Here is a 13,863-nt window from a genome sequence, read left to right on the forward strand (position 1 = left end):
TTATTTCGGCGTATGCATTTGTTATTTCGGCGTATGCATTTGTTATTTCGGCGTATGCATTTGTTATTTCGGCGTATGCATTTGTTATTTCGGCGTATGCATTTGTTATTTCGGCGGACGCATTTGTTATTTCGGCGTATGCATTTGTTATTTCGGCGTATGCATTTGTTATTTCGGCGGACGCATTTGTTATTTCGGCGTGTCCATAACGCACCCTACGAAACTACTATAAGAGTTGAAACCTATGCTGGTCATACTTGTGTGTACACCGTAGACCAGGGAAGGGGGTTAGGTTTCGCGTTGGTTTTTCCACATAGCGTGAAAAGTCTGTGTAAATTAGCAATGCAATGGATTCTTTCGGTCTATTGCCATAAGCCAACAATCTGAGTATTCTCCTTCATGTAGCTCATGGGCAGGCAATAGTTTTACTTTGACAAAACCACATTTTTCATAGCAACGGATAGCGCGAGGATTGTCAACATGAGGATCTATGACAATTTTATGAGCTTGTCGCTGTTCAAAAAGAAAACTGATAACTGCTGACAATATTTTTGTACCAATTCCCTTGTTCCAATAGTCGGTTTCGCCTATGAACAAGTCAACTCCGTAGACATAATCAGTTTGATCGAGATGATACAATTGTCTATCGGTTTGGGATAAGTCATTGAGCGCACAATACTGCAAATAACCAATGGGGATATTTCGATAGTAGAACAGACACGGAACAAGCGGGTCATCTCCCCTGATCATAGGTTTGTACGCTTCTATAATTCTTTCTAAATCAAAAGGATTATCTCTTCCTTCATAAAATTTCAAAACTTGTGCATCAGTTAACCATTTTGTCATCAACTCATAATCATATATTTCATCTTGCATTAGACGAATAGCAATTTCGTCTTGTTCAATTAGCATTTAATGTATATATTTTTTTAGACGATATTTAAATAATTATAAGTCAAAGGTTGTAAATATATTAAAGGTTTGTAGTCAAGACTTTAGTCCAAAAAAAGGGTAGAGAAGCAAATAATTATAATTTTGGCTGAGTTAAGCAATTTTTAAATCAGCGATGCAACGATATTAATAGTCATAGCCAAAATGGTGGTATTGAAAAAGAAGGATAATATGCTATGTAACAGAGTTAAGCGCCTCATATCAGGTGATCTCGTCTCCACATCTGAAACTTGACTAGTCATGCCAATTACAAAAGAATAATATAAAAATTCCCAATAGTCTGGATAGTCGTTATTAGGAAAATCTAAACCTCCGATGATTTCTTCACTATTATTATGATTAATATATTTGTAATAGTTGTGTGCATATTGCACTGCAAACATCGTATGCACTAGTAACCAGGAACCGACAATGGTCATAATTGAAAGTATGACATGTAGGGTAAGCAGAATTGTTGACAACCCTTTTTTATCATTTAGTAAAAACCCAATAGCTAAAATACTCGCACTAGCTGCACCTATTACCAGCATGAATATAGCCAAATGTCCTTCATATTCATTCTCAGCATAACGGCGAATTTTTTCTGGCGTAGCCTTGTTCATTTTCCACCACGTTACGGCTAAGAAAAATTCAGCACCGGAGTTCCAAGCGCAGAGAATGCGAGTGGGTAAGTGCAGCCAAGGCGGAACGATTACTAAAACGAATACAGCGAGTCCGACAGCAATGATCAGTCGGGGTCGGGAATCAAAGTTTTTAAATAAATTAAGGTTCACAAATATCTTATACCAACTGATAGAGATTAGAAATTGTACTTCAATTGCTAGCCTTTGGAGAACCTGAAGGAGTACAAGTTTATAAAGTTACCCAACACACTGACTCGGCTATACAGAAGCGGCTTCCCTTAGTCCGTAGGGAAACGAGCTACGCGCAGCGTCAACCAAAAAAGAAGGGTAGTCCGCCCAATGGTTAACGCTCTTTTATGTCTCTGAGGAGAGAAAAATAAGATGCTGACCTTAAATCTTTTTCAAAGCCTCGCTTGATAAGGATTGCCAAAAAATCCTTGCTTGGAATCAAGCACGGAGAAAGAAGGTTTTAAATATTCTCTAATGAAAGTAATAAAAGAGCGTTAATTGAGATGGTAGCTGGATTTGAGCCAAGCTGTATTAGAGCGTGTTGCATTATCAACCCTTTGTATGTGTAGAAAAATCTTGAGCGTGAACCTGGGCGTAATACTCAGCAAACAATTCAAATGAAGTTGCAGGCTTGTGTAAGATATCTGTGATCAGCGTTGTCACCATTGAGCCTGCTCCAGCTTTCCAGCAGTCAAATAACTGCCCTTCCGCATCCAAATACCATTCGGGTTCTCCATTGGCGAGTCGAGCCGCTTTGAGGTCGGCAGGTGTAAGATTGACGTACTTAACTTCTTGGTTTAAGACTTTAGCAAAATAGTCCGCAACTTGATCAAATGAAACGGCTTCGGGGCCTGTCAGGTCGTAGGCTTGATTTTCGTGTCCTGACTGAAAAAGACAGACGGCTGCCACTGCGGCTACATCTCGCGCATCGACATGAGAGATTTTTGTGTCTCCGACTGAATTATAGAATGCACCTTGTTGCGCGATCGTTTGAGTAAACCAACGCATATTCTGCATCAACATATTCGGGCGTAAATGTGTCCATGCCATGCCTGATTCTTCCAAGTGTTCTTCAATTTGGCGATGCCACTGTTGAAATTTACTGGGTAATTCCCCAGCATGAAGCACAGAAATCTTTACAACATGGCGAACGCCTGCCCGTTTTGCTGCATCAATAAAATTGCATTCTAACTCAACTTGATGTGGCTCGTTGGGGGTAACCAGAAAGGCGGTTTCACAGCCTTGAAGGGCAGGGTCTAAAGTCTGTGGCTGTGAGAAATCACCTTGTGCCAGTTCGATCCCTTGCGCTTGGAGTTTAGCAGCTTTTTTCGGATCTCGCACCAGTCCTCGAATTACAACATCTTGGTTCAGTAGATGCTGAATGACTTCTCCTCCAATGTTCCCAGTTACACCAGTTACTAAAATCGTCATTGGCATTCTCCTAAAATAAATAAAGCATTAATACAATACCTGTTTATTAGCAATTTTAAAAAGTGCGTCGTCACGCGTTAGTTTGGATTCCAACTTATTGCGGTAAGTCTAATTGTTCATGTTTTTGAATGCAACCTGCTTGAACATCTTTAACGTACTTATTCCACTAAAAGTAAGCTTTCAAAAGCTCTCTCGCCAGGAATTTTTTACAATTAATCAATTTTAGAGTATCTGGTTCTCTAAAATAAAGTTAATGGTGCAATTTTGTGAACTGCATCTGCACTCTGATTAGAAAGGTAGTTAGGGGAATTAGGGCAAGGTACTAATTTACTGTTGTTAACATCTAAATTATTCCGACGTTTGCTAGTAAAAACCATAATTATGTCTTATGAAAAGTAAATAAGTATACTCTCACACTTTGGTTTTAATCACTGTAATACTTTAGTGCGATCGCATCTTCTGGCAAATGACAGATTCACTAAAATATCGGTGATGCGATCGCCTCTGGCGTTGGCGAAGCCATCGCTCTATGATTCGGTAAGTATGGTCTAAGCGAAAACGGATTATGACGCAAACAATTTCCATCAACGACTCTGGGCGCTTGCAACTCACACCGCTAGAAATCCCATCCCGTCTACTGTTAGGGCCTGGGCCCTCCAATGCCCATCCTACAGTTCTCCAGGCGATGAATACTTCACCTGTTGGGCATCTTGACCCAGCTTTTCTCGCAATCATGGATGAGATTCAGTCGTTGCTACGCTACGTATGGCAAACAGAAAACCCACTCACCATTGCAGTTAGCGGTACGGGAACAGCCGCAATGGAAGCAACCATCGCCAATGCTGTAGAACCTGGTGATGTGGTTTTGATTGGTGTAGCGGGTTACTTCGGTAATCGCCTCGTGGATATGGCTGGACGTTATGGCGCGGATGTGCGAACCATTACCAAACCTTGGGGACAAGTTTTTAACCTTGATGAACTTCAAACAGCATTAAAAACTCATCGTCCAACTATTTTAGCTCTAGTTCATGCCGAAACTTCCACCGGCGCACGTCAACCGTTGGAAGGTGTCGCTGATTTGTGTCGTGAATTTGGCACTTTGTTGTTAGTTGATTCAGTTACAAGTTTGGGTGGTGTCCCCTTGTTTTTGGATGCTTGGGGAGTTGACTTAGCCTATAGTTGTAGCCAAAAAGGGTTGGGTTGCCCACCTGGTGCTTCGCCTTTTACAATGAGTCCGCGTGCAGTTGAGAAATTGCAACAGCGCCAGACAAAGGTTGCAAACTGGTATTTGGATATATTGTTACTGGGTAAGTATTGGGGCGCTGAACGCACCTATCACCACACAGCACCGATTAATTTATACTATGCATTGCGGGAAGCATTACGTTTACTTGCAGAAGAGGGGTTAGCAAACTCCTGGCAGCGTCATCAGAAAAACGTAGAATATCTTTGGGAAGGGTTGGAGAATTTAGGATTGAGTATGCACGTTGAGCAGCAGTATAGACTGCCAACGCTGACTACTGTCTGCATTCCAACAGGGGTAGATGGGAAAGCGATCGCCCGGCAGTTACTCAATGAACATAATATTGAAATTGGCGGTGGTCTTGGCGAACTCGCTGGTAAAGTTTGGCGCGTGGGATTGATGGGCTTTAATAGTCGTAAGGAAAGTGTTGACCAACTTTTAGCAGCACTGCGGCAAGTTTTGCCTAAGTAGTTTTAGGTTAATTAGGTGTGTTAACAATAGCTTAACGCACCTGAGAGCAAAGGTGATTGCGCTAACATTGTTTGATAATTAAAGCAAAGCTGATACTTCACACTTGTATTATGTCCGGTTAATCAACCTGAGTAAAATCGTAGTCAGGACTTCAGCCCTGATTTTGTTCGCCTCTGGTGTCGTAGAGATGACTAGAGTCCTCACTAGAAACCAATTTCAAGTAAGCAATATATAAAAATTCTGTCTAAAAATCAGATATCAAACTTATTTTCCTTCTCAGTCCTAAATGCTTTCTCTTATTTAAATAATATTAAGAAAATCTAAATATTAAAAAATTATCCCTGTGAGGGGGATTGTTCAGAAGAAAAAAATGTGGTTTTCTAAACATGTTAGTAATTAATTAAACTAAGTAATCAAGAGAGTTAAAATGTTTCTGCAAAAAATTAAAACACTGCTTATAGCAGCAGCTATTTTGCCATGCTTTATCCAACCAGCATCAGCACATGTTGTCTGGTTTGATTACAAAAGCGGTGAATATAATATTTTGTTTGGACATCCAGAAGAGGGGCCAGAATCTTATGAACCCTCTAGATTTAAAGAGGCAATAGTTTATGATAGTGACAAACAAATACTTCCTTTTAATCTCAATGGAAAACAAGATGCTTTATCTTTGACTGCTGGTAAAAATGTAGCAGCCATTCAAGGTTTTTTTGATAATGGCTATTATGCCAGACTATCGAATGATGAATATCTTCGGATCACAGAACCAGAAATTAATAACTATGATAATGTTGGTCATTACCTGAAATACACTAAAGCTTTTTATGATTGGTCTGATGCTTTAGCCAAACCATTCAATTTGCCATTAGAAATTCTACCTCTAGAAAACCCTTTAGCTCTCACTCCAGGCGAAAGCTTACTAGTTCAGGTATTATCTGAAGGGCAACAAATTACTGATAATGTTACAGTAGAATATTTTGGTCAAGTAATAGCAAAAAACCCAAATGGCACTTTTTCCATACCCACTGGTCAAAAAGGACTAGAGCAACCTATTGAAGCTAGCTACTCACTTCCATCTAACAGTAATCTGACTATTTCTTACGAAACTAGCTTGACAGCACAAAGTATCTCTGTCCCAGAACCTTCAGATTTATTAGGATTAGGTTTTCTTGGATTACTAATTTTATATAAAAAGAAGTTACTGCTGAATAAATAGCAGAGTAATTCTATTATCATAAAAAGCACGTATTTACAGCCTCTTTGGAGATTATAGTTTTGACTAAACCTGTGCCTCCCAATCTTAAAGACATCAGGCACTACAATCGTTACCAATTACAACAAGCAACCAAGCTAGCTACTATCTCAACTAGTTCTTCTGGATCAATCGGTTTAGATACATGAGTGTCAAAGCCACCTTCCAAGGCACGGATACGAGCCTCACTATCAGTATAGGCTGTTAAAGCAATAGCCAGTACTCGTCCACCATTCTTTGGTTTTAGCGCACGAAATTTGCGGATGAAAGTGTAGCCATCCTCCCCAGGTAACCCAATATCAGAAATTAAAACATCGGGCTGCAATTCGGATAATACTTTGCGTGCCGCATCTGCTGATATTACTGATACAACTTTTGCTCCATCCATTTCCAACACAGTAGTGATAAAAAAGCGAGTATCATTATCATCCTCAACTACCAGAATATCTAAACCAGTAAGAGTTCCAGAAGGTTCCATAAATGACATTTTATTCTAACTTTCTGTAACGCATTCCCCACGACTAAAGTCGCAAGCTTTTAGTAAAGAAAGAGAAATAGCAGTTTGGTTCTTGTACAGGTTCCGAAACACTATCCCCCGAACCTCTAGGTGCGGTTACGATTAATAGAGGATGGACTCATCCCCACGCCCCAGAAACACATTGCTTTGCCAGTAGCAATCGACACTTCGCAAGCTCAATGATCATATGCTTCTACCCACTACGAGACTACGCGACAGTCTCTTATCTACTGGAAAGCCGTTTCTATTGGGTAGTAGTGCCTTATCCGATTTCGACATCACATATATTATCTCATGATTTACCATAAGTAATTGAGCAGCGATTAAAATCGCCTGGGGTACGGCACGAAGATTATGGTGACTTTTATTACTACCAGGACTTACGCAACTGTCATAAGCGATCGCTATCTATACTGAACTGCTATCCTTTTTTCATTTAGGAGATTGGGTTAAGATGGCATGGCAATACAAAGTCCGACTCGTTCAGATTTTGTGAAAAACATCGGGAGAATATATCTGTTGAGTATTCCTCACGAGCTTCACTGCGACAAAAAGCCAACAAACAGCAGAGGTAAGAGTATCAGGACAGACACAATTAAAACTAGGGTTGCTGGCTCGATTTTAATCTGATTCTTCTGTGGTTCGGGCATTTGGCACTCTCTCGAACAATAAGTATATCAACTCAGCCTAAAGGATGTTTACTTCTTTTTCCAAGCCCAATGAGGTTTAGAAGTATAAACTTTTTAGCTATTCCAGCCCATTCAATTTGCAGATTTTTGATTTTAGTAACTTTATCTCCCCATCAGGTTATTTCTTCCAAGGTAGTTTAGTTCCCATTTCAGTCAATGCAGAAAAGATGAGATAGACAATAAGTAACCCAGCACCTGCAAAGAAAGCCAGTAAATCGTTATCCATAAATGCTATTTGGTAAAACTTTGCTAATCATAACGGAATTACCTAATCTTTAAGGTTTTTCTGAGCCTGCAATCTTTGGTCTTCTGGGTGCAAATTGTACCAGCCATACCAGTGACGAACTCCTAGCCAAACGGCTGAAAGCAAACCCGCTAGGCTGAGGGTGAGGCCGCTAAACGGTACTAATAATCCAAAGATGGGTAATACTGCTCCAGCAATAGTGCAGATAATCGTAGCCAGGGAAGCACTGCGGCTGGCTCCTAATCCCCATGTTAAAATTAGTAAGATGATGGAAATTAAAGTCCAAGCCAACTGAGCATTGATGACGCGAGCTAGATAGGTCAAAGTCAATAGACAAGCAAAGAAAATACTACCAGCGATCGCTACATTTTTGAAACTCATTGGCAGTGATAAATATAATAACAATATCCACCACAAAAATATTGCTGGTGCTAGTAATAAAAGACGCCCAATTACTCCCGTCTGACGAATAGGTTCGGTGTTGGTAAACACTCCAAATGGATTTTTGACTGAAACATTATCGTCAAATTTCCAGGTAAATTGCGTACTGCGTCCGTCAGATTTAATCTCATCAGGTTCAATACCACTAGCAAAATTAGCCGGAGCAAAGTTAGCAATTGCGGTGAGGCGGAAGTTAGATAGCATCTGTCCGGCTGCACTATAAACCCAGCGAGGCCCGCCTCTAGCCTGATAGGTGACTCGAAAGGTGGTTTCTTCGCCTGGTTGCAGCCGGAAGGGAAAACCATAGTCTCCCGGATTGGTTTGTTGTAACCTAGTACTGTCACGCTCGATTTTGTAGCTAGCAAGCAGTGTGTAGCCGTTGGGTGGCGGTGCTTCAAAGAAAAAATTATTAATATCCTTGAGTTGGTTAACTACTTTATAATCGGCAGTATAATTTGCCCGATAAATTGAGCTGCGACCTGGAACATCTACGCTTTGGTCAAGCTTGACTTGAATTTGCGAACCAGCCAACGTCAAAAAGCGGTTGATCTCTCGTGTCTGGTTTACCTTAACTATTTTGCCATTGACTTGAGTGGTATAAGAGTACGGCTCTCGAATAGAGTAGCGCACTTGGGGCGCAAATTGTTCGAGCTTCTCACCTGCAACACTTTCAGCTACTTGAGCCACCTTTGCTTGTTCCCAGTAGTGGTAGCGATTGCTTAAAGTTGAACAGAGAAAAAATCCCGGTACTAACAGAACTAATACCAGAGTTAAATGCTGTAATCCCCGCAACAGTTGGGAATAACGAACAGCCCATTCACCGATGAATATAAGTTGTTCCGGCTGGCTTCGACGCAGGGAAAAACTGATCAGAGCGATCGCAACTCCCAAAGCTACAATCAAAAATACTAATAACAGTGAAGCTTTGAGCGCCTGGGTTCCAAATTGAACAAGCTCAATCGGATGCGTCAAATCGGGTAATCCGGGAATACCTTGAGCAGAAGATGACATTGGTTGATTTTTGCAGAATTTGGAGAACCAGACCGATAAAATATCTTAAAAGTTTCTGGACAATAGTTTTATTTGATACACTAACAGTTGAAACAAGGGCTGCGTAGGCGTAGCCAACCGTAGGCATCGCTCTAACCCAGAATTGCTCGACTGCAACTTGGTATAAACATCAAAAGCCCGGTCATGAAGACCGGGCTTTTGAGCGGAAACAATGGGGCTATATTCCCCGAAGGTTAGTTATAGAGGTTCAGTATAATATCGATGCTCTAATAAGTGATACCACCCCGCTGTTATCGATTCCGGAAAATTCGCTAAGAATTTTTGAGTAGCCTTTATCTCCCAAAATATAGCAAGTGACTAGTGCAGCACAGCAGAAATAACTATCCAGTTGAAAAAACCTAAAAAGGTTACTGTATAAGCTTTCTTACTTCTTGGATTATAGCAATCCGAATTTAAACGTGAGAAAATACGGAGATTAAAAGTACGTATTTATAGGCATTTCAGCGATTTTATCTCTCACGAATGATTTAGGATTGCTATAGCGCTGTTGTATCATTTTCATTAGCCAGTCTGATTGCAGCCTTCACAGCAAATCCTTTTTGGATTAAAAATTAATTATCCAAACTCAACATACTCAATAATGGTTCCATCAGGATGCATCGCTCGCATATTAAATCCAGTGGGAACATTGTTAGGTTCCACCAGAATCACTGCACCCTGCTGAATAAGTACTTCTTTAAAATCATTGAGAGAGTCAACGAGAAATGTTGCGTGTGTACTTTTGAATGGAGAGAGTGTTTCAGCTGAACCAGCAATTAAAAGAATAGAACCCACACCTGCAAGTTCCAACTCCGCCTCGGAATATTGAAACCACAACCAACATTTTTCTGTAAAAAGGTTTTCATAGAATGTGATCGCCTCATCCAAGTCTATCGGACTTAGATAGACTCTGGTTAGTACTTTAATAATTTGCATTACAAACTGTCTATTAGGCAGCAAGTGTATTTTATTTTGCTTATTCGGCAATCATCGTTTACTAAGATTAATCAATAAATAGCCTATCTTCAATTTGAAAAAGGTCTTCAACTCTCTGTTCACCTAGCTGTTGATCACGTTGTTCACTGTCAATCAAAATACATTTCATTTCTACACCTTTAGCTCCATAGAAGTCATCTGTATAGCTATTACCAATATATATACATGCTCAAGCATCAGTACCTAGCTTTAAAAAATGTCTGAAAAGTTTTTTGTATACATAAAACGCTTAGAGATCCCTCTAAATCTACACCACTTGCTCATGGGGAGCCAATGCGGTCTTGGGCTTCAAGTAAAGGAGCCAGCCGTGTGGTGTTAGCGACGTAGGAGCGTCGGCAGTCCGGTCTTCTCCCATTCATGAGAGGCTAGCGCCTGCCGTAGGATGCCCGTTCGCCGCAAGGCGTCCCGTTAGGGAAGGGCTGTAGGGGGTTTCCCCCAGGAGGAACTGCCGTTAGCGTAGCGTTAGCGAGTCATCGAGCGTCAAGGGTCTGGCGACTTGAGCGGAGTGGCGTCAAGTGGCGTGGCGTGAGACTATGCCTGCCGCCCATAGCGCAGCCTCTTCTCTACCAGAGGCTGCGCCAACGAGTCCGCGTTCGCCTCTGGTCTTATAGAGAGCGTCTGGGGTTTCCCCAAGTGGAGTGACTGGCGTGGGGAGTGGGGGGATCAGCAAATATTTGATACTTCTCATACATCCTCTCAGGAGTGTGTCATAAGTCTGTGGGCAAGGGAGCATCCCAATGCAAGCAAATTTACTAATGAAGCGTAGTCCAACTCTACCAGACGCTTTGCGAACCCAGAACCCGCAGGGTAGCCCAAATGTTGCAATTCGCTTCATCTGTACAAAACGATTGCTTTGCTTGACTGCATTCCGTACCCTACGGGAAGGCTCCGCCTACGCAATCACAAATTATGTTTTTACACATTTGGGATGCTCCCTGTGGGCTATCTGCTAAACCTTTTTCCCCTGTGCATAAATAAAATAGTTATCTGTCACCTTCACCTCAGCCTGAAAACCTGCTTTTTTTAGCTTATCCTTAAGTTCATCTGGCTGATAAAAAATCTTGAAAATCTGGAATTCTTGACCATTATTTAACTTACGGGTTTTATATATGTTTCCGTCGTCTTCAAGGATATGATTGTTAGCCGTGGATGTCGGTTCAAAAGAAGAGTCAATGATAAATACTTGTCCACCAACGCGAACAGATTGATAAACTTTCGTCAAAAATGAATCAAGTAATTTTGGTGGCACATGAGAGAGCCAAAAGGCAAAGAACACTAAATCATATTCAGTATCAGGTTGCCATGCAAATAAATCAATTAAGTGATATTCAACACTCAGTGAAAATAACTTAGAGCGATTAATTGCAATCACTTCTTCAGAGGCATCGATCGCAGTAATTTTTTTACCGATACTTAAAAGCTCCTGCGTCCAGATACCTGTTCCACATGCTAACTCTAAAATATCATCCACCACGCCAATTTGGTGTAATGTATTTTTGATAACAGCTACTTCATTAAACCAGCGCTGATTGTTTTCGATACCGCGATCGTAGCGTCCTATCCTATAGAACCACTGATCATATTCGTTGGCTCTAGCGCGATAGTACTCAATCTGTTGTTGAAGAATATTATCTGTCATCGCCTACTTTGTGATCTGATTGAGTTTAGATTTAACACCAACAGCCATAGCTTTAAGGAAAATTTTTTATTCAGCGAATAAACTTGCTTTTTAGCCTTAACTATGTGATATTTTTATCATTCTCTAATCATACGGTAAATCAATAAACTTGCCGGAGTTATGCCGTAGGTTTGCTGAAGTCTGATATTAATTTACCTTGAAAGCAGAGTGATGATGTTGAATAAGTTCTCTCCAACCCAACTGTTGGGTATGGGTTTTGCCTTCCTCCAAAGGTTCCAACAACAAAGAATCCGCACCTTTTCCCTACTGTTTGCAGTGGGATTTAGTTTAACTTTGGCTGTCTCTGCTTGTTCTCCAAGCGCAAGCAACAATGGCACACAAGAGACAACTAGCCCCAGTCCAGCAGCTAGCGGCACTACAGTTCACATAGGTTACCAGAAAGCGTCAACTGTCCTTTATGCACTGAAGGCGAGAGGGGAATTAGAGAAAGCTTTTGCAGCTTCAAAATCTTCCGTAACTTGGTCGGAATTTCCGGCTGGTCCCCCACTCCTAGAGGCATTGAATGCAGGCAGTATTGATTTTGGCTATACCGGAGAATCACCACCTATATTTGCTCAAGCTGGGGGTGTTCCTTTGGTTTATGTTGCCTATGATCCTTGGAGTTCCAAGGCTGAAGCCATCCTGGTGCCCAAGGATTCACCTATTAAAAGTGTAGCTGAACTCAAGGGCAAAAAAATTGCTTTTGCCAAAGGTTCTAATGCTAACTACCTATTGGTGAAAGCACTGGAAAAAGCAGGAGTACAGTACAGTGACATCCAACGAGTAACTCTCACTCCCGCCGATGCTCGTGCTGTCTTTGAGAGAAAAAACGTTGATGCTTGGGCAATTTGGGACCCTTACTTAGCCGCAGCAGAAGCAGCAACAGGCGCACGTACTTTAGTAGACGCGACGGGATTAGCTCCCAATCGTGGTTATTATCTGGCTGCAAAATCTTTTGTTGATGCCAAGCCGGATGCCTTGAAAATAGTTCTAGATCAGGTCAAGGAAGTCAGCAACTGGGCAAAGAATAATCCTGGTGAAGTTGCTAAATTTCTTTCCCCTGCTTTGGGTATAGATGCTCCTGTATTGGAAATAGCAGAAAAGCGGCGTGAGTATGATGTACTTCCGCTCACAGATGAAATAATTACTAAACAACAAGAGGTTGCAGATACTTTCTACAAAATTAAATTGATCCCGAAAGAAATCAAAGTTAAGGAAATTGTTTGGCAAGGCAAAGTGAATAATTCCTAATTCCTAATTCGTAATTCCTAATTTGGGAATTACGAATGATGTTACAAGCTAAATTAACAAGTTAATGATTACGACAGAAATAATGAGACACCAATTCAGTTTTACTGGAAATTGTATGTACCCGCTCCCGACAAAAAACCAACGAGCGCAGATATATTCCTCGTACCTCAAGTTTATAATGCCGAGCGATTTAAATACTCTTTAGATCCATATCCAACTATTCGTAAAATCCACAAATCATTTACATGTCAGGCGGTAAATAACAAACCTAACGATGGACTAAATTTTGTAGTATGACCAATCTCAGCGTTAACCTTAACAAAGTCGCTTTACTCAGGAATACTCGAAATTTTGGTAGACCGAGTGTGATTGAAGCGGCTTTTACCTGCATTAAAGCTGGCGCACAGGGAATCACAGTTCACCCACGCCCAGACCAACGACATATCAAGCCCGAAGATGTCGATGCACTGGCGCAGATATTGACTGTTGAGTTCAACATAGAAGGTAATCCATCACCTGAATTTTTAAAGATAGTCCGAAAAATCAAACCAACGCAGTGTACCTTAGTTCCCGATGCACCTGATGCTTTCACATCAGACCACGGATGGGATCTGGCTACAGATGGCTTTTGGCTCAGACCAATCATTCGAGAGTTAAAAGACCTCGGAGTTCGAGTCAGCCTGTTTATGGATACTGACTTAACTCAAATTAAACGTGCTAAAGAGATTGGAAGCGATCGCATTGAGCTATATACAGAACCTTATGCTACAGCTTTTCGTAATGGGAATGTAGAGTCTGTATTTCAAGACTACCAACAAGCAACACAAAAGGCTCAGGAAATTGGTTTAGGAGTGAACGCTGGGCATGATTTAAATCTACAAAACTTAGAAAAGTTCTGTTCAATTTCTGGCATACTTGAAGTGTCTATTGGTCATGCCCTGATTGCCGATGCTTTGGAGGTAGGACTATTTACTGCTGTGCAAGAGTATTTAAAAATCCTATCTTTGAATTAAATTT

General features: G+C 41.0%; 13 protein-coding genes. 4 read left to right on the top strand and 9 right to left on the bottom strand.

Annotated features, from left to right (window positions below; genetic code table 11):
- The 4 genes from V7K46_RS15380 to V7K46_RS15395 form a co-directional block, all read right to left on the bottom strand.
- The coding region (locus V7K46_RS15380) for a hypothetical protein (RefSeq protein WP_442939843.1) at positions 1–214 on the bottom strand (214 nt) is incomplete at its 3' end.
- A gap of 122 nt (positions 215–336) precedes the next feature.
- Positions 337–912, bottom strand: coding sequence for a GNAT family N-acetyltransferase (locus V7K46_RS15385; RefSeq protein ID WP_335114510.1), 576 nt, complete (start codon positions 910–912; stop codon positions 337–339).
- A 143-nt stretch (positions 913–1,055) separates the two neighbouring features.
- Positions 1,056–1,724 carry a DUF1345 domain-containing protein gene (locus V7K46_RS15390; RefSeq protein WP_335114512.1) on the bottom strand — a complete coding sequence of 223 codons (669 nt, stop codon included), beginning with the start codon at positions 1,722–1,724 and terminating at the stop codon, positions 1,056–1,058.
- A gap of 408 nt (positions 1,725–2,132) precedes the next feature.
- Positions 2,133–3,014 carry an SDR family oxidoreductase gene (locus V7K46_RS15395; protein ID WP_335114514.1) on the bottom strand — a complete coding sequence of 294 codons (882 nt, stop codon included), beginning with the start codon at positions 3,012–3,014 and terminating at the stop codon, positions 2,133–2,135.
- Between the two features lie 565 nt (positions 3,015–3,579).
- Here V7K46_RS15395 and V7K46_RS15400 point away from each other — a divergent pair.
- Positions 3,580–4,728 carry an alanine--glyoxylate aminotransferase family protein gene (locus V7K46_RS15400; RefSeq protein WP_335114518.1) on the top strand — a complete coding sequence of 383 codons (1,149 nt, stop codon included), beginning with the start codon at positions 3,580–3,582 and terminating at the stop codon, positions 4,726–4,728.
- Positions 4,729–5,155: 427 nt separating this feature from the next.
- Positions 5,156–5,944: a DUF4198 domain-containing protein gene (locus V7K46_RS15405; protein WP_335114520.1), complete on the top strand. Its 789-nt coding sequence runs from the start codon at positions 5,156–5,158 to the stop codon at positions 5,942–5,944.
- Positions 5,945–6,053: 109 nt separating this feature from the next.
- Here V7K46_RS15405 and V7K46_RS15410 read toward each other — a convergent pair whose 3' ends face one another.
- The 5 genes from V7K46_RS15410 to V7K46_RS15430 form a co-directional block, all read right to left on the bottom strand.
- Positions 6,054–6,458, bottom strand: a complete 405-nt coding sequence (locus V7K46_RS15410) for a response regulator (RefSeq protein ID WP_335114522.1) — start codon at positions 6,456–6,458, stop codon at positions 6,054–6,056.
- Between the two features lie 996 nt (positions 6,459–7,454).
- A complete protein-coding gene (locus V7K46_RS15415; protein ID WP_335114524.1) occupies positions 7,455–8,882 on the bottom strand; it encodes a hypothetical protein in 1,428 nt (475 codons plus the stop codon).
- A gap of 615 nt (positions 8,883–9,497) precedes the next feature.
- The gene (locus tag V7K46_RS15420) at positions 9,498–9,857 is read right to left on the bottom strand and encodes a VOC family protein (RefSeq protein ID WP_335114526.1); all 360 of its coding nucleotides are present in this window, start codon (positions 9,855–9,857) and stop codon (positions 9,498–9,500) included.
- Between the two features lie 571 nt (positions 9,858–10,428).
- Positions 10,429–10,605 carry a hypothetical protein gene (locus tag V7K46_RS15425; RefSeq protein ID WP_335114528.1) on the bottom strand — a complete coding sequence of 59 codons (177 nt, stop codon included), beginning with the start codon at positions 10,603–10,605 and terminating at the stop codon, positions 10,429–10,431.
- A 261-nt stretch (positions 10,606–10,866) separates the two neighbouring features.
- A complete protein-coding gene (locus V7K46_RS15430; RefSeq protein WP_335114530.1) occupies positions 10,867–11,556 on the bottom strand; it encodes a class I SAM-dependent methyltransferase in 690 nt (229 codons plus the stop codon).
- Positions 11,557–11,769: 213 nt separating this feature from the next.
- Here V7K46_RS15430 and V7K46_RS15435 point away from each other — a divergent pair, with 213 nt between their 5' ends.
- Together V7K46_RS15435 and V7K46_RS15440 are read left to right on the top strand one after the other, a co-directional pair.
- Entirely contained in the window at positions 11,770–12,846 is a 1,077-nt protein-coding gene (locus V7K46_RS15435; protein WP_335114748.1) for a sulfonate ABC transporter substrate-binding protein, read from the top strand.
- Positions 12,847–13,139: 293 nt separating this feature from the next.
- On the top strand, positions 13,140–13,859 hold the full coding sequence (locus V7K46_RS15440) for a pyridoxine 5'-phosphate synthase (protein WP_335114532.1): 720 nt from the start codon (positions 13,140–13,142) through the stop codon (positions 13,857–13,859).
- Positions 13,860–13,863: the final 4 nt, after the last annotated feature.

Origin of the sequence: Nostoc sp., assembly GCF_036917395.1 — a bacterium.
Classification (GTDB): domain Bacteria; phylum Cyanobacteriota; class Cyanobacteriia; order Cyanobacteriales; family Nostocaceae; genus Nostoc.